The sequence below is a fragment of the Leptolyngbya iicbica LK genome (genome assembly GCF_004212215.1).
Lineage (GTDB): Bacteria > Cyanobacteriota > Cyanobacteriia > Phormidesmidales > Phormidesmidaceae > Halomicronema > Halomicronema iicbica.
The window spans coordinates 113,983-132,399 of the sequence record NZ_QVFV01000002.1 but is presented as its reverse complement, the minus strand read 5'-3'; the positions used below and the strand labels follow the sequence as shown (position 1 = coordinate 132,399).

Annotated in this window: 25 protein-coding genes; 9 read left to right on the top strand and 16 right to left on the bottom strand. The window is 51.6% G+C overall.

The genetic code is table 11. From position 1 onward, the window contains the following. The first annotated feature begins 45 nt into the window (after positions 1 to 45). A complete protein-coding gene (locus DYY88_RS07715) occupies positions 46 to 588 on the top strand; it encodes a DUF421 domain-containing protein (RefSeq protein ID WP_039728628.1) in 543 nt (180 codons plus the stop codon). A gap of 105 nt (positions 589 to 693) precedes the next feature. Beyond that, a complete protein-coding gene (locus tag DYY88_RS07710) occupies positions 694 to 1,737 on the top strand; it encodes an AI-2E family transporter (RefSeq protein WP_044151370.1) in 1,044 nt (347 codons plus the stop codon). Between the two features lie 572 nt (positions 1,738 to 2,309). Here DYY88_RS07710 and DYY88_RS07700 read toward each other — a convergent pair. The 9 genes from DYY88_RS07700 to DYY88_RS07660 form a co-directional block, all read right to left on the bottom strand. Continuing rightward, positions 2,310 to 2,492: a CsbD family protein gene (locus tag DYY88_RS07700; protein ID WP_039728631.1), complete on the bottom strand. Its 183-nt coding sequence runs from the start codon at positions 2,490 to 2,492 to the stop codon at positions 2,310 to 2,312. A 123-nt stretch (positions 2,493 to 2,615) separates the two neighbouring features. Further along, the gene (locus DYY88_RS07695) at positions 2,616 to 3,824 is read right to left on the bottom strand and encodes a phospholipase D-like domain-containing protein (RefSeq protein ID WP_163685985.1); all 1,209 of its coding nucleotides are present in this window, start codon (positions 3,822 to 3,824) and stop codon (positions 2,616 to 2,618) included. A 354-nt stretch (positions 3,825 to 4,178) separates the two neighbouring features. Then, positions 4,179 to 4,430, bottom strand: a complete 252-nt coding sequence (locus DYY88_RS07690; protein ID WP_039728632.1) for a hypothetical protein — start codon at positions 4,428 to 4,430, stop codon at positions 4,179 to 4,181. Between the two features lie 529 nt (positions 4,431 to 4,959). Next, positions 4,960 to 5,607 (bottom strand): HupE/UreJ family protein, encoded by a 648-nt coding sequence (locus DYY88_RS07685; RefSeq protein ID WP_039728633.1) that lies wholly within the window; start codon positions 5,605 to 5,607, stop codon positions 4,960 to 4,962. Between the two features lie 3 nt (positions 5,608 to 5,610). Further along, entirely contained in the window at positions 5,611 to 5,967 is a 357-nt protein-coding gene (locus tag DYY88_RS07680; RefSeq protein ID WP_039728634.1) for a nitrile hydratase accessory protein, read from the bottom strand. Positions 5,968 to 6,040: 73 nt separating this feature from the next. Further along, positions 6,041 to 6,664, bottom strand: coding sequence for a nitrile hydratase subunit alpha (gene nthA, locus DYY88_RS07675; RefSeq protein ID WP_039728635.1), 624 nt, complete (start codon positions 6,662 to 6,664; stop codon positions 6,041 to 6,043). Positions 6,665 to 6,676: 12 nt separating this feature from the next. Continuing rightward, positions 6,677 to 7,423 carry a nitrile hydratase subunit beta gene (nthB, locus tag DYY88_RS07670; protein ID WP_039728636.1) on the bottom strand — a complete coding sequence of 249 codons (747 nt, stop codon included), beginning with the start codon at positions 7,421 to 7,423 and terminating at the stop codon, positions 6,677 to 6,679. A gap of 94 nt (positions 7,424 to 7,517) precedes the next feature. After that, a complete protein-coding gene (locus tag DYY88_RS07665) occupies positions 7,518 to 8,027 on the bottom strand; it encodes a DUF1097 domain-containing protein (RefSeq protein WP_039728637.1) in 510 nt (169 codons plus the stop codon). Between the two features lie 30 nt (positions 8,028 to 8,057). Beyond that, on the bottom strand, positions 8,058 to 9,014 hold the full coding sequence (locus DYY88_RS07660) for a CobW family GTP-binding protein (protein WP_039728639.1): 957 nt from the start codon (positions 9,012 to 9,014) through the stop codon (positions 8,058 to 8,060). 244 nt (positions 9,015 to 9,258) lie between these two features. Here DYY88_RS07660 and DYY88_RS07655 point away from each other — a divergent pair, with 244 nt between their 5' ends. Beyond that, on the top strand, positions 9,259 to 9,834 hold the full coding sequence (locus DYY88_RS07655; RefSeq protein WP_052288592.1) for an Lrp/AsnC family transcriptional regulator: 576 nt from the start codon (positions 9,259 to 9,261) through the stop codon (positions 9,832 to 9,834). Between the two features lie 9 nt (positions 9,835 to 9,843). On the opposite strand, the gene DYY88_RS07650 is transcribed toward DYY88_RS07655, so the two are convergent. The 4 genes from DYY88_RS07650 to DYY88_RS07635 all read right to left on the bottom strand — a co-directional run bounded on the left by DYY88_RS07650 (position 9,844) and on the right by DYY88_RS07635 (position 13,510). Continuing rightward, positions 9,844 to 10,617, bottom strand: coding sequence for an ABC transporter ATP-binding protein (locus DYY88_RS07650; protein ID WP_052288593.1), 774 nt, complete (start codon positions 10,615 to 10,617; stop codon positions 9,844 to 9,846). Between the two features lie 66 nt (positions 10,618 to 10,683). After that, positions 10,684 to 11,496 carry an ABC transporter permease gene (locus DYY88_RS07645; RefSeq protein WP_052288594.1) on the bottom strand — a complete coding sequence of 271 codons (813 nt, stop codon included), beginning with the start codon at positions 11,494 to 11,496 and terminating at the stop codon, positions 10,684 to 10,686. Between the two features lies 1 nt (position 11,497). Further along, positions 11,498 to 12,544 carry an ABC transporter substrate-binding protein gene (locus DYY88_RS07640; RefSeq protein WP_052288595.1) on the bottom strand — a complete coding sequence of 349 codons (1,047 nt, stop codon included), beginning with the start codon at positions 12,542 to 12,544 and terminating at the stop codon, positions 11,498 to 11,500. Positions 12,545 to 12,853: 309 nt separating this feature from the next. Continuing rightward, positions 12,854 to 13,510 carry a cysteine hydrolase family protein gene (locus DYY88_RS07635; protein WP_039728641.1) on the bottom strand — a complete coding sequence of 219 codons (657 nt, stop codon included), beginning with the start codon at positions 13,508 to 13,510 and terminating at the stop codon, positions 12,854 to 12,856. Between the two features lie 154 nt (positions 13,511 to 13,664). Between DYY88_RS07635 and nthA (DYY88_RS07630) the strand changes: the two genes are divergently transcribed. From nthA (DYY88_RS07630) to DYY88_RS24045, 5 genes are all read left to right on the top strand, one after another. Then, positions 13,665 to 14,282: a nitrile hydratase subunit alpha gene (gene nthA / locus DYY88_RS07630; protein ID WP_039728644.1), complete on the top strand. Its 618-nt coding sequence runs from the start codon at positions 13,665 to 13,667 to the stop codon at positions 14,280 to 14,282. An 11-nt stretch (positions 14,283 to 14,293) separates the two neighbouring features. Continuing rightward, on the top strand, positions 14,294 to 14,599 hold the full coding sequence (locus DYY88_RS24800; protein ID WP_084607150.1) for an SH3-like domain-containing protein: 306 nt from the start codon (positions 14,294 to 14,296) through the stop codon (positions 14,597 to 14,599). A gap of 7 nt (positions 14,600 to 14,606) precedes the next feature. Then, positions 14,607 to 14,975 carry an SH3-like domain-containing protein gene (locus DYY88_RS24795; RefSeq protein WP_052288597.1) on the top strand — a complete coding sequence of 123 codons (369 nt, stop codon included), beginning with the start codon at positions 14,607 to 14,609 and terminating at the stop codon, positions 14,973 to 14,975. Positions 14,976 to 14,980: 5 nt separating this feature from the next. Continuing rightward, complete coding sequence (locus DYY88_RS07615; protein ID WP_052288598.1) at positions 14,981 to 15,319, top strand: nitrile hydratase accessory protein; 339 nt, start codon at positions 14,981 to 14,983, stop codon at positions 15,317 to 15,319. 856 nt (positions 15,320 to 16,175) lie between these two features. Further along, positions 16,176 to 16,337 (top strand): hypothetical protein, encoded by a 162-nt coding sequence (locus DYY88_RS24045; protein WP_160299596.1) that lies wholly within the window; start codon positions 16,176 to 16,178, stop codon positions 16,335 to 16,337. A gap of 235 nt (positions 16,338 to 16,572) precedes the next feature. Here the strand turns inward: DYY88_RS24045 and DYY88_RS07610 are convergent, their stop codons facing one another. From DYY88_RS07610 to DYY88_RS07600, 3 genes are all read right to left on the bottom strand, one after another. Then, positions 16,573 to 16,752, bottom strand: a complete 180-nt coding sequence (locus DYY88_RS07610; RefSeq protein ID WP_084607259.1) for a DUF4278 domain-containing protein — start codon at positions 16,750 to 16,752, stop codon at positions 16,573 to 16,575. Between the two features lie 142 nt (positions 16,753 to 16,894). Then, positions 16,895 to 17,071 (bottom strand): DUF4278 domain-containing protein, encoded by a 177-nt coding sequence (locus tag DYY88_RS07605; RefSeq protein ID WP_084607151.1) that lies wholly within the window; start codon positions 17,069 to 17,071, stop codon positions 16,895 to 16,897. Between the two features lie 229 nt (positions 17,072 to 17,300). Continuing rightward, complete coding sequence (locus DYY88_RS07600; protein WP_039728649.1) at positions 17,301 to 17,498, bottom strand: hypothetical protein; 198 nt, start codon at positions 17,496 to 17,498, stop codon at positions 17,301 to 17,303. A 698-nt stretch (positions 17,499 to 18,196) separates the two neighbouring features. Here DYY88_RS07600 and DYY88_RS07595 point away from each other — a divergent pair. After that, positions 18,197 to 18,382: a hypothetical protein gene (locus tag DYY88_RS07595; RefSeq protein ID WP_039728651.1), complete on the top strand. Its 186-nt coding sequence runs from the start codon at positions 18,197 to 18,199 to the stop codon at positions 18,380 to 18,382. Positions 18,383 to 18,417: the final 35 nt, after the last annotated feature.

Genomic DNA, 18,417 nt, shown 5'->3' with positions numbered 1-18,417 from the left:
CCCACCTTGCTGCCCTCCAGACGTTCTACCCTGACTGACTAAACCGTGTTTAATAGCCTGACTGCCCTATCCCATACTCTGCTAATCGGCAGCTTGTCCTATCTCGCCGTCGTGGTGCTGATCCGCTTTTCGGGTAAGCGCACCCTGTCCAAATGGAATGCCTTTGACTTCATTGTCACCGTTGCGTATGGCTCGATTTTGGCCACCACGGTACTCTCCCTCAATACGTCGCTGTTGCAAGGTCTCTTGGGCATTGCCGTCCTGGTGGCGCTGCAGTTTCTCTTGACGTGGTTCTCCGTCCGCACGCCCCTCATTCAGCAATTAGTCAAAGGCGAGCCGCAACTGCTGCTATTCGAGGGCGAATTTTTGGTCGATGCCCTCAAACAAGAACGGGTTACTGAAGGTGAAATCAAGGCCGCCATCCGAGCCCAAGGCGTCACCGCCCTCGCTGCCGTCCACGCCGTCGTCCTCGAAACCGATGGCAGCTTCAGCGTGATTCTTTCTCCCACACCGGGACCCGACACCGCCATGGCCGACGTACAAGGCTACCGCCGCCTTGCACATCGCGCCAATGCCCTCTCGTCCTAAGCCACCCTGTCACCCTGCCACCTTGCCCCAGCGACAACAGGCGGGACGCCCGAGCATATCCACCCAATCACCCAACCACCCTGCTACCCCTTACGGACCCGAACGATGCCGCTCGACCAGACCAAACTCACCAAAGCCACCGGGCAACTCGTGCCCATCCTCTTGATCATCATCACCGTGCTCTTGAGCGTGTACGCCCTGCAGATCACACGTCCAGTGACCATGCCCCTGGCCTTTGCCTTCTTTATTGCGGTCCTGGCTGAACCCCTGCAGACGCGCTTAGCCCAACATGTGCCGAAGTGGGTGGCGATGATCGGTGTATTGCTAGTGCTGGCAGGGATTCTGGGCCTCTTTGTTGGCGCCGCCGAACTCAGTCTGGAACTCATCGAACCCAGACTGCCAGAATATGGCGATCGCCTCCAGTCCTTGATCAACTCGGCTCAAGCCTGGCTGGCGAGCTACGGTCTGCCTACCGGCAGTGGCAGTCAATCGGACGGGGCAATTTCGCAACTGTTTCAGCAAGCGATCGGTGGTGTCCAGTCTTTGCTCAAAGCCGTCAGCCTACTCGTGCTGGTGGCGTCGTTTTTGGCACTGTTGCTGCTGGAGGTGAACGACTATCGCGATCGCACCCTGCGAGCATTCCCTGATCAGGCTGGCCAGCACATCGTCCACGCCGTTGACAGCATGGGCTCCAAGCTGCGCCGCTATTTCTTAGTGGTCGCGTTGACTAGTTTGATGACCGGTCTCCTCACCTGGGGCTGGTGCATCATTTTGGGGGTGGGCTTAGCCTTTACCTGGGGGCTGCTCGCCTTCATTTTGAACTTTATTCCGACGTTGGGATCCATTGTTGCCGCGATCGTCCCGGCCCTGGTTGCGACTCTATTCCAAGGTCCCGGGATCGGGGCAGCAACGCTGATCGGCTTAGCCATCATCCAAACCATTCTCGGCAATTTTGTCGATCCCAAGCTGCAGGGCAAGTACCTGAAGCTGTCGCCCTTTGTGGCGCTGCTCTCCATCGTCTTTTGGGGCTGGGTATGGGGCATTCCCGGCGCGTTTATTGGCGTCCCGATGACCGCCGCGATCGTCCTGTTCGCTAACGAATTTGAATCCAGTCGGCCCATTGCCATCATGCTGGGCAGTTCGGAGTAATGGGTGAGCGCTACTGGTAGATGATGTGACCGGCGATCGCTCGTTGCCCGATATCGATATTGGATGACTTCAGCCTCCTAACTCCGCAGGAGTGTCGCGATCGCGACACTCCTGCGGAGAAATTAGTTTCCAATATCAGCGTTTTAGTTCGACTGATATTCTGGATCTGTCCAACATTGTGGTAAAGGCTCACCCGAGGGAAAAATTAGTGTCGATTTCTCAAATGCTTGAGTGGGTTGCACTTCTTCTCCCGCTTTTTCTCGTCCCTGAATGCTCTTCTGAAAGGGATCGATGAGTTCTTGAGTATCCGTTACCTGAATAAGGGTGTGGTCTTTCTGATGTTTGACTAGCATAATTTCCGTTGATTGTGAAACAGCAAAAAAAGAATGAATTTCTAAGTTTCACAGTGCGTTTTATAACTCAAGCTTACTGAAATCAAACTAGCAAGCTCAAGTATCTATCGCGGGCGTGAAACTTTTCAAATAAAAAGGTGGCCATTGACCACCTTAATAGCGTGCTATGTTGCGTTGTTTTAGCAACTCCAAACAATCGTCTGGAAGGCAGCTGCTAGATTAGTCAATTTGCTGCTTGAGATTGTCTTTGACATCCTCTTTGGCATGCTCAGTTTCGGCTTCAACCTGCTTGGCGCGGCCTTCTGCCTTATCTTTAGGATCGCCAGTAACTTCGCCAATAGCTTCTTGCGCTTTACCTTCAACATTCTTAGCGGTGGCTTCTACCCGTTCTTCAATACCCATATAGTTTTGTCCTTAAAGACTACCTTTACAGTCTAGGAATAATGAGGCTAATTGCATTCCTGCTACAGGCAGACGACTGCGGCCACAAAGGTAGAGTTTTGCTGATCGATTATCTCTATCAAGTTATAGTTGCCAGTAGAAAAAATTGCCCAAACGACCGATTAATTTCTCTTGCCAAGGCCGCCGTTGCCAAGGTCCTAGTTGCACTACCTCACTTTGCTCAAACCCAGATTCAAAAAACGCCGCGACTTGGGAAATGAGTTGAGCATTGTTGGTGCAGAGATTGAGCTCATCATTGTGAAAGAAACTGCGTGGATCGAGATTGGCACTGCCAAAACTGACCCAGTCATCATCAATCAGTACAATTTTGCCGTGCATCATACTGGGCTGATATTCATGAATCTGGATTTGGCTGCGTAGTAGCGGCCCATAGCGCTGGCGAGACGTGTAATAAACGTAGGCTTTATCGCTTTTAGGCCCCATCGTCAAAATGCGCACATCCACGCCTTGGCGGCAGGCTTGGTCGAGCATTTCGCAGGTGATTTGGTCGGGCAGTAAATAGGGACTCGCCAGCCATAATCGCCGCTGAGCGGACGTAATGCAGAGTTGAAATAAGCTGCGAATCGGCGAATCGCCGGTGCTGGGTTCTTCCCCAGGGGTGATCAGCACGGGCGATGGTGTGGCGGCTTGGGAGCGACCAGGGTGATGCTGGTTTAGGTCAACGTGACCGCCAGCGGTCAACCAATGCTGCCAGAAAAATCCGGTGAGCATACCGACGGCATCACCTTGCCATTTGATTTCAAAGTCGTACCAGGGTTGTTCAGATTTGCCATCTTTGCCATCCCAAAGGTCAGAAATGCCCGCTCCTCCAACCATGGCAATGGTTTGATCAACGATGAGGAGTTTGCGGTGATTGCGGCGTAAATAATCTAGCGGCGATCGCCCTGAGAATGGATTAAAAAAGAGCACCTGTACGCCCGCATTCTGCAGCCGTTGCCAATAGCTAGCGGGCAGTTCTTTCGCCCCATAGCTATCGGCTAAAACTTGCACCGTGACTCCCGCGATCGCTTGCCGACACAACGCATCAGCAAAATCCTTCGCACGCTTGCCCGGAGACATTTTAAAAGTCTCAAACTGAATCAGCGTTTGGGCCTGGTCGATGAGTTCTAGGCGAGCTGCCTGAATGGTATCAATATCGGACCAAAAGGCGAGGGGATAGCCAGCAGTGATCAGCGAATCAGACATGCTCGCGATCGTGGTGAGAAAGTGGGATTCGCTAGCGCCGATGCCGGTTAAATGATACGGTCGCTGCCGCTGAAAAGTGCCTGCCAAGTACAGCCAGGAGAAGATAATAAAAACTATCGTGAAAAGGACAAAAAGGAAGATTCCCCAGGCCGGAACAACAATCATATTCAGAAGTATTAAGTGAACTGTTTCAAAGCCAGTTTTGACCATGCGATCAGAACGTAACGCCGCATGTCACGGATGCGAACCAAAGCTGTTCCAGCTGGAGGCTCAGAGCTCTAAAGTGGCCTGACACCAATCTTTCAGTAAATACTTCAATACTATTTATTGCCGACTTCGACTCTGCTCAGCCAGCATCCTCTGAGCAGAGTCGAAGGGGACGCTAATAGCATTGTCTGTCATAGGGAATCGGGATGAGAAATTGGTGCTCAGCGCAGAATGTTAGAGATCCGAGGGAGTATCTGGATAAACTTCAATGCCGTTGCGATGATTCACCCGCTTATCAACGGAGAGGTCAGCAAATTCTTTCAGCTCAATGTTCATGTCAGCACAAGCTGATTTCAGGGCAGTTTGAAATGCCGCGACATCGGTGCCATAGCCGCACTGCACCGCAGCCGTTTCTACACCGTTTTCAATGTTTGCTTTGGCACAATCGACGAGGATGACACCTTCTAAAGGAGATGAACTAGCCATCAATAAAACCTGAATATTTTGTTCCTATGAGCTGAAAGTATCATTCGTCAGCGATCGCCACCTCCCACCTGGGGGTGATCTTTGCCGTCTTGACCGTGTTCTTTGGCATCTGATGGCGATATTCAAACATCGCTCATTTCATCGGTCATAAAAAAAGCCATGACTCGATGAGTCAGTACGTGTTTAGCGTCTGTGTTCGGTTGTCATTCCTCCCAGCAGAGAAAAGGAGGCTTAAGGTAGTGACTATCGCGCTGATAGGNNNCAACAACGAGGCGACTCGTTCATCGAACAAGTCGCCCAAGCCATGGTGCGGCAAAATCGCGCTGCTTAAATCGACGCTAAACACGTACATGAGTCATGGCTTGGGTGTCAGGGGGCGATCGCGGCGATCAAAATCCTTCCCCGTCAGGCGACACATCGCCCCTAAAAGCTAGATTCCGATTAGAAGACCCACCTAGCTAATACTTTTGAGCATGAAGGACGTGTGGCAAGACTTTCTGATCAATTACAGCCCAGGCGTCCCCCTGCGCTACGCCAAAATCACGCCCGAAAGGAATGCCAGCCCGATGCCAGCGAACGTAAAGCCAGCAAACCGCAGGCTGAGAGCACCCGTTTCAGTCTGAGGCTGCAACCGTTTGGCAATGGTGTAGGCGGCTAAACCAATCACCATTTGAATGGAAGCAAAGCCCAGGAGGTAAGCGAACAGCGGCCCCATATTCGCTCCGACAATGGCCTCCCCATAGGCATAGCCATGAAACAGCCCCGAGATCGCGGTCAGCCCCATGACTAAATAAGTCGAGGGCTGCTGCTTGAGCGCCAGAAAAACGCCAAACAACAAGACTGAAGCCGAGATGATCACTTCTGGCAAGGGTAAGTTGAGGCCCATCAGATGCAGTCCAGTCCCCACGAGTGCAGCCACGGTAAAGGCGATCGGAATCATCAATCCCAACCCCATGACGGCGGCCAGCAGACCAACAATGATGACAAACGCCAAGTGATCTAAGCCAATTACGGGGTGGCCTAAGCCCGATAAAAAGGCGGCGATCGCAGTGGTCGGCGTGCTCCCGCCAAAGGGATGATGCGCTAATGCCGGAACTGCCAGGGCTAAGCTGCTCAGGCCAACAACTCCGGCGATTCCGAGTTTGGTCATCGGGGTGAAATGAGGGTTACGGTTCATCAATCAGGTCTCCGAATTCTTACAGTTCAATAGTTGAGCCATTTGCGTTTCCAGTTCACCGGCTTTCACCACACCCGAGGCGACCGCGACTTTCTCTAAAGCGGCCACCCAGCATTGGTAGTAGTCCCATTCCGGGTCATTCAACTCATGGGTGTTTTCCCATTCCTTGATGGTGGCCATGAGGGTTTGGCGAAAGTCCTCCCACTCGTAATAGCCCTGCTTGGAAAGGGCGATCGCGACGCCAAACGCCATCTTTTCCCAATCGCGATCAAAATGTAGGTGACCATCCTTGCGCGGCGGCGCTTCTTCGGGATCTCCCATTAAACTGGTCGCCGCAAAATGCTCGAATTTGGTAAACATCGTTGGTGTTTCTCGCTATCCATAGGCGGAGTCTGGGCTGAGGGCAGCCCCTCGACTCCGCATCTGCAGTGACTTAAACCTTAACGGTGGCGACCCCCATCATGGCTTCCGGCGTCAAGAGTCCAGCGAGTTCCGCTTCACTCATGCCTTCAGTGCCTTCAGGACGCATGGGCAACACCCACCAGCGAATCTGGGCGCTGCTGTCCCACACCCGCACCTCAACAGAGTCGTCTAGCTCGACGCCAAATTCGGACAAAACCTTGCGCGGTTCTCGCACGACTCGGGCGCGAAAGGTCGGATCCTTAAACCAGTAAGGCGGCAGACCTAACGTGGGCCAGGGATAACAAGAACACAACGTACAAACAATGATGTTGTGGACTTCAGGCGTGTTTTCCACAATGCGCATGTGCTCACCTTCGGCCCCAGACATGCCCTCCGGGAAATCCATTTCCTCGCAAGCGGCATTACAATCGGCCAGCAGCCGGGCCTTAAACTCGGGGTCAACCCAAGCCCGCGCGACTAGTTTGGCTCCGTTAAACGGCCCCATTTCCGTTTCAAAATAGCCGAGAATGCTATTCACGGTGTCGCCCGTGATCACGCCCTTTTCAATCAACAATGACTCAAGGGCTTTGACTTTAGCCGCGCTAACGGTTTCGCGATCGGCTCCGTACTTAAATCCTGGATAGTTACTAGGCATTAGGCTTTCCCCTTAAACGGCTTCTAAATACACTTCAAAAATGTCGTTGTAGTAGAGCGAATTCGGCTCAGTCAACGATTCGGGCCAAATCTCTTCATTCTTGAAGGCCAGGCTGTACACCGGCATCGGGACACCAATGCCATCTTCAGTCTTGAAAAAATAGGTGAACGCGCCCTCATAAACCAAGACGACTTCCGCCGTGTGGCCTTTGAGATGACCGGGCAGGCGACTGTGTTCACCCGGTGAGACGTTTTTCACCCGGACGCGATCGCCCACACTAAATTTGGGCGGTGCTGGCAAGGGCCGCTTGGGTGAATCGCCCTTTTGCAGGTATTTCAGCACTTGCGCATCAATGGCCGGGTCGCCCCCCGTCGGCAAAGGCGCTGCCGCCTGTTCGCTATCTTCCAAAAAGGCCGCCGTGCGCGCATCTAACTCTTCTTGGGTGATGTAGCCCTCGGAGACAAAGAAGCCCGAAATCCCCCCCAGCCACTTTTCGTAATAGCGCAAGCGGAAGTAGTCAAAGGGGTGCATGCCTTCGGCCCCCATGCGCAGGTGGCCCCACGTCCAGAAGCTTTTGAACTCAGTCGGGACTTCCTCGATCGCATAGTCGGGCAACGAGTCCCCCAGGTGATTGCTGAGGGCCATCATGGCGGTGTGAATGCCAAAAATGCGCTGTTCCCAGGGTTCAACAAAGACTTGAGTCTCGGTATTGACGGGGTCTAGCCCTTCTAAACCCCCCAGATTGTGCTGGAGTTTCATCGGCGTTATCGCTCCTTGGTCTGATTGAAAAAATGGAGAAGTGAGCTGACGATGGCATCAGCGATCGGGTTAACTGTGGATGTTTCCCGATGATTTACTCGCTCGTCGCGGCGACGGCAGAGGTGGTCATGGCCTTGCCCCAAGCTTCGGACAGATAGCCGAAGAGATTGCCCAGAATCATGGCGGCGATCGCAATGAGTACCGGGTTGTTGGGCAGGGCGGCGGTCACTGGCAATCCCGTCACCGCCACTGTCCCCACGGTTTGTGAAAATCCCCACACAATCGCTGGGGTAATGCCGTGGGTAAAGGGTAATTTCGAGGCCTGCACCATGCCGGCACTCCCGATGCCGACACAAATGGCCGCCACCAGGGGACTCGGACCAATCAAGTCGATGGCTAGCAACGAGAGGGCAGCAATGATAATGCCAGTGATGTTGCAGGAAATGGACTTAACAAAGCCCCGGACGCCACCGCCGACAATAAAGAAAGAGGCCCAGGCGGTAAACGTGACCCACACCGGCACCGGAATGACCGTTGCGGTCAAGAAAACATCGACACCACCGAGTACGCCGATGCTGATCGTTAAAGCTTCGGATTGTTTCATGGCAAATTCCGTTCTGAATTTATGTTGGGGTTACATCAGGCACTCGCTAAAACCACGCTGCAGTTCCGCTTTGTCCAAATCACGGCCAATAAAGACCAGCTCATTACGCCGGGTTTCGCCAGGTTGCCAGGGGCGTCCAGGCCGACCATCCAGGGTCATGTGGACTCCTTGAAACACAAAGCGGCGGCTGGCATGATCCATGTCGAGAATGCCTTTCATGCGAAAGAGATCAGGCCCACGGGCCTGCACGAGCTGGTAGAGCCAGCGATTAAATTGGTCGCCATTGACCACCCCGGGTTCCTGAATCGAGATTGAGGAAACGGTTTCGTCGTGGTCGTGGGCCTCTTCGTCGAGAAACTCAGGATCGACACTGAGGGCATTTTTCAAGTCGAAGGCTCCGACGCCCAGCACGGCATCGAGAGACACTTGGCAGTGCTGAGTCTGGTGAATTTTCGCGATCGCATTCATGCTGCGAATGCGTTGCTCCAACTCTTCCAGAATGGGGGGCGATACCAGATCGACCTTATTCAGCAAAATCACATCGGCAAACGCGATTTGCTCCTGGGCTTCGCTACTGTCCCAGTGCTCCCAAATGTATTTGGCATCGACGACGGTAACAATGGCGTCTAACATCAGCCGCGATCGCATCACCTCATCCATAAAAAAGGATTGAATCACCGGGGCCGGATCGGCTAGCCCCGTCGTCTCGATCATGAGGTAGTCGAAATCTTCAGAACGCTCCATCAAGGTAGTGACAATGCGAATCAGATCAGTTCGCACGGTGCAGCAGATGCAGCCATTATTCATTTCAAAGATTTCTTCGTCAGCATCAATCACTAACTGATTATCGATGCCAACTTCCCCGAACTCGTTGACAATAACGGCGATTCGCTTACCATGCTGGGCCGTCAAAATATAGTTTAGTAGCGTGGTTTTACCCGCCCCTAAATATCCAGTCAATACCGTCGTTGGAATCAGATTCTGCAAAAATCAACCTCCACCAAAACTCGCCTAGCCTTAATGTCACCAATCTAATTAACACAAAAATTTTCATCAGAAAAGATAATTCGAAAGAAAGGAATCAGGAAATGAATAAAATCAACGATTCCTCTGGCTAATCAGCTCAACGACTCACCCTAAAAAATTTAATTCAAAGTCAGTCTTGAAACCGTATATTTGAAAACACAAAAGGGCATATATCACTTGTTCTTTTGATTTATCTCAGATGCATATGTCAGTCGCTAAAGAGTATGCGCTGTGCCAAGTAAAGGGGCCTGTTATACTAGCTCTCAAAATCCCCAAAAACATTGCAATGACAATCCCAGTCAATACGACCACAGAGACTCTAGACAATCCTGAAATTGATAGTCTTGACCTGAAAATCATTGAACTTTTACAACATAACGGCAGAATTCCCTACCGAGACATCGCTCGTTCAATTAATGCTCCCGAGGCAACGGTTAGATACCGAATGAAGCGACTGTTAGATGATGGAGTCATTACTATCAGTGCTTTCATCAACACTGGCAAAGTCAGACATGAACAGGTAGCCTACATAGAAATCAAAGTTAAGCCTGCCTTTTTCGAGACGACCCTCGACCAATTGACTGATATGGAAAGTATTAGTTACCTGTCTGCTGTCACTGGCGAATTCGATATCATGCTGGAATACATTTATAAAGATAATGAAGACCTACTCGCATTCATCAACTGGCTAAAACAAAAAGAGGTTGTCACAGACTTAAAATCCAGGAATATCCTGAAAATTTATAAAGCCCAATACCCCGCCCGTGTTAGTCAGGAATAGTTCCTTGTTCTAACCCTGAAGCACTGCTAATGGAGAAAGATTTTCTCTGATGTCGCCTTCTTCACCAACGACCCCTTCCAGATGTTGTTGAAGATCTAAAAACTGTCGGTCATACCGATCGCTAAATACCGAAGCCGAAATATCGATCGCTTCAAGAATTTGTCCGGGGTGCCCACCCACCACTATGAGCTTCTGGCCCAGCAATATCGCTTCTTCCACATCGTGGGTGACCAGTACCATCGTCGCTTCCTCGGTTTCTTGCCAAATATTCAGCAAAAATTTCTGTAACCGTCGCCGCAGTTGAATATCCAGCGCTGAGAAGGGTTCATCCAGCAGTAGCACATCGGGCTGAATCGCCAGCGATCGCGCAATCGAAACCCGTTGTTTCATGCCTCCCGAAAGCTGGTGCGGGTAAAAATGCCGCGCTGGAGTCAAACCGACATGTTCCATGACCGCTTCAACTCGCAGCGCATACTGACGTTTTTGCTGGCCTCGGACTTTGAAGCCAAACCCGATATTTTGCTCAACGGTTAACCAGGGATACAGGGTATTTTCCTGAAACACCATGCCGATTTTGGGGGTGATGCCTCGCAACGGTACGCCATGAAATAACACCTGTCCTGAGGTGGGAGGGATGAAACCACCCAGCAGCTTCAGTAGAGTTGACTTACCACCGCCCGAACGACCCAGAATCGTGACAAAATCTCCCCGGGCCACGTCCAGATTGATGCCGGCTAGGGCTGTGAAAGCAGACTTGGGATGATTCCCAAAAGCTTTTGCCACATTCTGACAGGCCAGAACCGGCGGCTGGTAACTTCCGTGATGGACTGAGGAATGGCTGCTCATCGGTTAAATTTGCCACCAGAAAAACTTCTTTTGGATCAGCAACAGCATTCGATCAACTGCAAAGCCGGTAATGCCAATAATGCAAATCCCCAACAAAATCAGGTTGCTGTTGAAGAGATTGCGTCCAGTCATGACCACGGTGCCCAGGCCATCCCGCAGGCCCGTCATTTCAGCCGCTAATACGGCCATCCAAGCCGCAATAAAGTTCAGTCTCAGCAGGGTAAACACCCCCGGTAAGACAGCGGGAATAATGACAAACCGCCAGCGAGCAAAATTGCCGCCCCCGAGATTTTCGGCTGTGATTAATAGGTTTTCGGGGATTCTTTTAATTTCCGCTACGGTCGCGATCGTCAGGGTAAAAAAGACCCCCATAAAGACAATGAAAACTGCCGTCAGATTGCTGACCCCAAATACCACTAAAGCCAGGGGCACCCAGGCAATAGGCGCAATGGGCGCAATCAGGCCCAAAATCGGCAGAATAAACAGCTCTGACCACTTTGAAAGGCTAATGAGCAAACCACATATAATTGACCCGACAAACGCCACCGTCATGCCTAAAATGACCCGAATCAGGGTAACGGTGACTGACTGATAAATGGATGCCGACTGCGACCCCAGGCCAATTTTGAAGTCGCTTTCAAAGAGGACTGGCAGAAACTTGGAGGGTGGCGGCAAAACCTGAGCAATGGGGTTTTCGGGATTAGCCCCAATCGCTTCCCAAATGCCCACAAAAACGGCACAAGACACGAAGCCGCAAAGCATCGGTAGCAGCGATCGCGAAATAGCACTTGACCAGCCAGAGTTGCCCTTCACCATGCTACTTCTCTAGCTCTTTCACAATCGAAACATCAAAGATGTCCTGAGCGGGTACATCCGCCTGGATATAGTCGAGCTGCACCATCTTGTCGACCACAGTTTGTACCGCCTCCAAATCTGGAGTAAAGGTAATGGGGAACGGTTGAGTATTGAAAGCAGTCAACAACACGTCATCCTCAACCCGGTAATAGTTGCCCCCCGCGAGGAGCTCAATGGCTTGTTCTGGATCGGTATTAATAATCTCAGCCGCACATTGCAGCCCTTGAATGTAAGCTTTCACCACCTCAGGACGCTCGTTGAGGGTTTTCTCCAGCACGCTCACCACGGTGTTCGGCGTGGTCGGTGACCAGACCTCAGCGTTGTCGGTAATCGCATTGGCATCACCAGCGACGACAAACTGTGTGGTGTAAGGCTTGATGTGACTCAGAATGTCCACCTCGCCTAACCGAAAGGCATCAACCATTGCCAGCAGATCGTCGAAATAGACCATTTCAAAGGCGGCGGGGTCAATGCCAGCTTGTTCAAAGCCGTCCACCAAAATCAACTCCAGCGTGTCACCCCGCAGGGTGGCAATTTTCAACGGCTGGTCAGGATTTTCGGCCACGAAGGTGCTCAGGTCGGCGATGGACTCAACTCCATATTCACTGTCGATAATCACCTGCATCACCCCCCATCCCCCGGCGGCTGCGACCGTTTTGATGGGGACACCACTATTGGCGGCAAAGAACGGCAAGGTGAAAGGATTAGTACTGAAGTCGATCTGGCTGCCAGCCAATGCAGCATTGTTATCGCCGGGATTGGTGAAAAACACGGTCTCAACCGCCAACCCATGCTGCTCAAAACAACCCGATTCGACCCCTACGAACAGCGGAGCCATATCTAGAGCCACTAGATGCCCCGCTTTGACTGGAATCAATTCATCTGAAGGCACTGTTTCAGCACTTTCAGGTGAGGGCGTTTCAGTAGTTTCTTCGGGTGGCGACGCGCCACAGGCTCCCAGAAAGAAAGTACCCAATACAGACAGAACAAAAAACCGCTTCGACAGCATAGGAACACACACCTCGATCGCCAATAAGGTTAACGAGACTCACAGGAATAACGGCTGGTCGCCATCCTCAAACGCCGAACTCTCGTCAGGCATAGACATCGCAACTAGCTGGCTTTGAGAGTAAAGGCATCCGCTCAGGAGTTTTGTAGTGAAGGGTACAACTTACGCAAGAAATACTACAGACAATTGCTTTATGAGCAAACAAAACGCCAATCAACTGCGGATTGCGCAACCTTGGCTGCCGATTACTGAGATTTTCCTCTCAGTGGAGTGATTGTATAGCGTTTGGTCCAGAGGGGGAAGCGAGGCCTAGTAAAGCATTGAGGAATGCGCAACCCAACCTAATACGCCTCCTTCTGATTGCAGGATACGAACAGTCGCGTCATGGTCGGCACGCTCGAACGCCGCACAGCAGTCATCTAACAACAGGCAGTGATAGCCCAGATCACTCGCATGGCGGTAGGTTGCCAACACACAGCATTGAGTGGTGACCCCCGTAATGAGAAGGTGAGTGATATTTTGACTGCGGAGCTTATGGTCAAGTTGGGTGTTGACAAAACAAGAATGGGCTGGTTTATCTAGTTGTATTTCATGGGGTAGAGGCTCCAGTTCATCAATAATTTCAACGCCTTTTTCTCCCCGAACTAAAAATCGTCCCATCTTGCCGAGCTGGCCAATTGGCGAACCGGCATTGGTATATCGTCGTTGTTTACTAGAGGTGACATCAGACAAATCGGGTGAATGACTTTCACGGGTAAAAACAACCATCAACCCTAAGCTTCGAGACCAATTAAGCAAAGTCTGAATTGAGGGAATGATGGCTTCTATTGATTTCAAGTTAAGATTAAGCTGACTGGCATTAAAGCCGTCGGGATGACAGAAGTCATTTTGCATGTCAATAATGAGCAGAGCTGTTTGCTCTATAGGAAGCTCAAATGGATGGGTGTATGTTTTAATTGTTGTCATAATTTTTCGTGGAAATTCTAGTTGCTTTAGTTTGGAATTCTACTCCAATTTTTTATCGTATTTCATGTGCCATTTATCAATAAACGTCTAGCTTTAATCAGACAATTCTTGTCCGCTAATTTTTCGATTAACGTACGTTTCTTTTTGCGAGGTCATGGTCCATACTCACCGTCCAGAGTCTGATATTGCTCTTCGCGTCAAAGCGATTGAGTCATTGCTCGTCGAAAAAGGCATCGTCGATCCGGCTACGCTTGATACGATCATTGATGCCTATGAGCATCGAATCGGCCCGCATAACGGGGCTCGTATTGTGGCCAAAGCCTGGGTCGACCCTGACTATAAGCAGCGGTTGCTAACCGACGGTACGAGTGCGATCGCGGAACTCAACCTCACCGGGTTCTCTAGCGAGCACATGATCGTGGTGGAAAATACGCCTCAAGTCCATAATTTGATTGTTTGTACCCTCTGTTCCTGCTATCCCTGGGCCATTTTGGGTTTACCCCCCACCTGGTATAAGTCCTTTGCCTACCGATCGCGGGCCGTCATCGAACCGCGCAAGGTCCTGCAAGAATTTGGGTTAGACATTCCCGATGACGTCGAAATTCGAGTGTGGGACAGCAATGCCGACTTGCGATACCTGGTCCTGCCAGAACGACCGGCGGGAACCGAGGGACTGTCCGAAGCGGCTTTAGCTGGTTTAGTGACCCGCAACGCCATGATTGGCACAGCGCAGGTTCAGCCTCCCGAGCCACCTTCCACCCTTGCAGCTTAGGAGGATGCATCATGAACGGTCCCCACGACATGGGTGGCATGCACGGCATGGGCCCGATTCCCATCGAACCGGATGAACCTGTCTTTCATACAGAATGGGAAGCGAAGGTCTTTGCCATGAGCTTTGCCACCTTTTGCCATTTTTTTCCAGTCGATGAAACCCGCCATGCCTCAGAACGGATGCCACCCGGAGACTATCTCAGTTCTGCCTACTACGAGCGGTGGCTCTATGCCTTGGAACTCTTGATTACTGAACACAACCTGGTCACCCCCGCAGAAATTGAGCAACGGATGGCTGAGCTGGCACAAGGAGAGTAGTCACGATATGGCGATTGAAACCAGTAATGAATGTATGAGTGTTGCCCAAGCTCAAGCCCTTCTGCAGCAGGGCGTTGACTGTCGTGGCGTCGGCGACCATCCGCCTCGGTTTCAGACAGGGGATAAAGTCCGAGCGAAGGTCATCCATCCCATCACCTATACTCGCTTACCCCGCTATGTGCGCGGGAAAATTGGCACTGTCACTAAGGTGCATGGAGTTTATGTCTTTCCAGACACGGTAGGCCAGCGGCTGGAAACCAAACCTCAATACGTTTACAGCGTGCGCTTTGCGGCGCAGGAACTTTGGGGACCAGAAGCCGCGGCCCAGGATGGCCTCTATCTCGACCTGTTTGACGATCATTTAGACGCGACCTAAAGCCCATGCAACCAATCCCAGATCTTGATTCCACCACCTCCCGTCCGGTCACGCTCAGCCAGACAGCGGAGCCTGTATTTAAGGCACCGTGGGAAGCTACGGCTTTCGCCATCGTGAATCAGCTAGCGACGCTGGAGCACTGCACCTGGCCAGAATGGACGGAATATCTGGCAGCGGCGATCGCCACTACAGAACAAGAAAATCCTGGCGCAATGACTTATTACGAACAGTGGGTGATGGCTTGTGAAAAATTACTGGCCGATAAAGGACTGCTGGACGAGCAGGCGATCGAGCAAAAAATTCACGAGTTAGTCGCAGAACAACAAACAGAGCATCGTCATTAACACCACGAACTGTAGATCACGACATCCAAAAGGTTATTTCTTGACTCTGTCAATCGGGATCGTGGCCTCCATGGGTGAGCCGCAAGCCTCCAGGCTCTCTACTCATGTGTTCTCATTCAGGCAGATTTACCCTCATTCAGGTTCTCGGTTTTCACCTTCTTCCATCTAGAACTGCGCAATATCAAGTCTTTCCCAAAACCGATCCAATGCGGGAGTGCCGTTGCGCGTAATTCAGGAGATTAGCGGCCATGCGTCGCTAGCTCCACTGCAGTGGTATAGCAGTCCGCAGTAAGGTGCCAACAGGCAAGGGGCTTCAGCCCCGTATCTGTTTAGCGGAGTTTGAGATTCCCCGCTGTCGCTGCCCCCTTGCCAAGGGGGCTCAGAATATCCCGGCTCGAAGTCCCCCTTGTTAAGCTATCCATTAGGCATAAGTTGCTATATCCGTTGTCGGACAGCGGTTTCAGAAATCGGTTGCGGCAGTTTTACGGGCTGTAGAACCTCACCTAACCTTTCCTTGACAAGGAGAGGCATCGGAAACCCTGTCAGATTCGGGCTAAATTTTTCCCAGGATGCGAATAAACCTCTCCTTGGGAAGGCTACTACGTACACACAAGCTGTCCGTAATGACCAGCCAGTGATCTAGCCACCTAAATCCCCCAACTTTTGGGGACTTGGAACTCCGGTCTCCCCCCAGAATTGGGGGGATAAAGGGGGGCAAATCTAGCATGGGAGGGAGTAACCGAGATGTGTGTACTTAGTAGCCTTGGGAAGGAGAGGTGCCGCAGGCGGTGAGGTTTGAGTCGCCCAAGCGGAGTCTAGAATTCCTTGCTGGCATAGTTTTGACTACTTATGCCTAATGGATAGCCTTGTTAAGGGAGATTTAGGGAAGCCTGACGCTAAACAGATACTAAGCCCCTTGTTCCGCAGCATGGGGATGTCCGGAGCTATCTACGCGGCGCTATATCTGGCGGTGCGGTCGAAGCTGGTGGCGGGGGCGATCGCCTCGCCCAGTTTTTGACCCAGTCGCAACCGTCCCTCCATCCTTCAGCTCCTGGCTCGGGAACACCAGAGCGCCTATCTTGATACCCAAAGTTTTCGCTTCATTCGGCTGGGCCATAGCGCAGCCGTCGTTCATGATTAACACCCGAGTTTTACCAATCTGGGAGGCGCAGAAAAAATACCCCTTCACTGATCACAGTAAAGGGGCGAGGGTTGTCTGGTTTGCGTTGAGCAGGAGGAGAAAAATTTTGAGCTTAAGCGGTGTAGCGCACGCCGCGATAAGTCAGTTCGGCAGCCGGTTGTTGACGCTGGCTGACGTTGTACTGTTTCCGGGCGTAAGGTTTGCCGAGGAAGGTGGCAGTTTCACTCATTTCGGTGGCTTCGATCGCAGGAGTGGAAGCTTCGTAGGATTGGCCGAGGAAGGAAAGTCTCATGATCTGGGTTCCGGTTAAGTTGAGGGTGATTAGCCGGGCGAGTACCGGCTTGATGTGTTTAGTTTCGAGGGCCGGGCGGCTTTGCACCAGGCAAGTTAAGCAAGTTAAGCACTAGGCGATGTAACGGGTTGTGCGCGGTGCTTTAGCGGTGATAGCGAACGCCACGATAGGTCAGTTCTTCGGTGGGTTGACGCAGGGCAACATTGAATTGCTTTTGGCTGTAAGACTTACCCCGGAAGGTCAGGGTTTCGCCTGTGTCGGTAGCCGCGATCGCGGGGTTGGAAGCTTCATAGGATTGGCCGAGGAAGGAAAGTTTCATGGTGGGGGCTCCGTAGTAGGTGCGTTGTTATGGATAGAAACAGCGGCTTTCAGTCAGCTTTCTGGCGCAAAAGTGTGTTCTTGCTCACGGGGTAGTGTGATATGCCTCTCAGCATGAAAAAGCCCCCCCAGACTGTTGCGGCTGAGGAGGCATGACCTTTCGATCCGGAGACCATCGCCAGGGATGGCTGTCATAGCATGCCCAACATCATGGGGCAGATGGGGGGGAGTTAATCAGTGAGGTGCTCGTTAAGGCTGTCAATAGCGGTATCAATACCAGCGGCGGCGGTCTCTAGGTGGATATCCTGGCGGTCTTCAGTGAGACAGTGTTCGAGGTAGCCCAGTTCGATAACGAGGCGTTTGACGATCGCTTTCAGGCGACGTTGGTGGTTGATTTGGCGCGTGGTTGTGATGGCGGTGGGGTTCATAGCAAGAATCCTCTGCGGTCGGCGTTACCGTAGTGATATCGCGCTGCCGCTTGTTGCAGCTAGACCCAAATTCTCAACAGGGAGAGCGTTGCACGGGGGAGATAACGCAACAGCGCCGAATTTCTACTGCAGCTAGGCGATATCTGCCTGAGCATACAGATACCGCTGAAAGCTTAGGAGGACCTCGCGGATCGATCTCGCATTGCCTAGCGCCGCTGTCGCTTCCCGGATGCCGTGATATTACAGCTCCAGTAATTGCAGCATCTTGACCTCTCCCAACTCGCTGACGCCAACGGTGATGTACTGAATAAAAGCCCTACGCTACTTCGTTACGGGGTTCTTTAATCTTGCTAATAGTTTCCTTTGATATGAATGCCTTTTCATATCAAACGACATCAAGTAGCGCCAGCCTTCCTACTGTGCAGCAGAGCGAAATTTAACTGGTGAGTCATGGGAGCGATCGCTGTCAGCTCAGTACGTGAGAAAAATAGCTACTTCCGCTTATCTTCTCGTTAAGTCATATTGATTAGTCTTGAAGATCTAATTTAATTCATTCCCACTATTGGCTCAGGGACTTGAGAGCGATCGCTCAGAATCTTCTGTTCTGACTACGGTAGGTTCACTCTAAAGGGAGACTACATCATTTAGCCGCCAAAGTTAAGTTGTAAGAGATCAGGATATATTCGAGGAAAACCATTATGCCCAAAGAAAATTACGGTAGAAACGGTCTTTCTGCAAAACCTAATACCAATGCCGAAGGTTCTCTGGACGTCGCCGCTGATCCGGTCGATCCGCGTGAAGTTGAACCAACCAATATGTCAGCTAAGCGCGCTGAAGATGCACCCAAAAATGAAACGGCAACGGAGCGTCCAGAAGACTCATAAGCCTTCTGCAATACACCATTATCTGTCCCTCTCAT

Coding starts and splice junctions, on each gene's coding strand:
- DYY88_RS07615 (WP_052288598.1), top strand. CDS start 14,981: ATGCAACCAATCCCAGATCTTGATTCCACCACCTCCCGTCCGGTCACG.
- DYY88_RS07600 (WP_039728649.1), bottom strand. CDS start 17,498: ATGAACCCCACCGCCATCACAACCACGCGCCAAATCAACCACCAACGT.
- nthB (WP_039728636.1), bottom strand. CDS start 7,423: ATGAAACTCCAGCACAATCTGGGGGGTTTAGAAGGGCTAGACCCCGTC.
- DYY88_RS07685 (WP_039728633.1), bottom strand. CDS start 5,607: ATGAACCGTAACCCTCATTTCACCCCGATGACCAAACTCGGAATCGCC.
- DYY88_RS24795 (WP_052288597.1), top strand. CDS start 14,607: ATGGCGATTGAAACCAGTAATGAATGTATGAGTGTTGCCCAAGCTCAA.
- DYY88_RS07605 (WP_084607151.1), bottom strand. CDS start 17,071: ATGAAACTTTCCTTCCTCGGCCAATCCTATGAAGCTTCCAACCCCGCG.
- DYY88_RS07710 (WP_044151370.1), top strand. CDS start 694: ATGCCGCTCGACCAGACCAAACTCACCAAAGCCACCGGGCAACTCGTG.
- DYY88_RS07690 (WP_039728632.1), bottom strand. CDS start 4,430: ATGGCTAGTTCATCTCCTTTAGAAGGTGTCATCCTCGTCGATTGTGCC.
- DYY88_RS07635 (WP_039728641.1), bottom strand. CDS start 13,510: ATGACAACAATTAAAACATACACCCATCCATTTGAGCTTCCTATAGAG.
- DYY88_RS07680 (WP_039728634.1), bottom strand. CDS start 5,967: ATGTTTACCAAATTCGAGCATTTTGCGGCGACCAGTTTAATGGGAGAT.
- DYY88_RS24800 (WP_084607150.1), top strand. CDS start 14,294: ATGAACGGTCCCCACGACATGGGTGGCATGCACGGCATGGGCCCGATT.
- DYY88_RS24045 (WP_160299596.1), top strand. CDS start 16,176: ATGGATAGCCTTGTTAAGGGAGATTTAGGGAAGCCTGACGCTAAACAG.
- DYY88_RS07610 (WP_084607259.1), bottom strand. CDS start 16,752: ATGAGACTTTCCTTCCTCGGCCAATCCTACGAAGCTTCCACTCCTGCG.
- DYY88_RS07700 (WP_039728631.1), bottom strand. CDS start 2,492: ATGGGTATTGAAGAACGGGTAGAAGCCACCGCTAAGAATGTTGAAGGT.
- DYY88_RS07665 (WP_039728637.1), bottom strand. CDS start 8,027: ATGAAACAATCCGAAGCTTTAACGATCAGCATCGGCGTACTCGGTGGT.
- DYY88_RS07640 (WP_052288595.1), bottom strand. CDS start 12,544: ATGCTGTCGAAGCGGTTTTTTGTTCTGTCTGTATTGGGTACTTTCTTT.
- nthA (WP_039728635.1), bottom strand. CDS start 6,664: ATGCCTAGTAACTATCCAGGATTTAAGTACGGAGCCGATCGCGAAACC.
- DYY88_RS07655 (WP_052288592.1), top strand. CDS start 9,259: ATGTCAGTCGCTAAAGAGTATGCGCTGTGCCAAGTAAAGGGGCCTGTT.
- nthA (WP_039728644.1), top strand. CDS start 13,665: ATGGTCCATACTCACCGTCCAGAGTCTGATATTGCTCTTCGCGTCAAA.
- DYY88_RS07595 (WP_039728651.1), top strand. CDS start 18,197: ATGCCCAAAGAAAATTACGGTAGAAACGGTCTTTCTGCAAAACCTAAT.
- DYY88_RS07645 (WP_052288594.1), bottom strand. CDS start 11,496: ATGGTGAAGGGCAACTCTGGCTGGTCAAGTGCTATTTCGCGATCGCTG.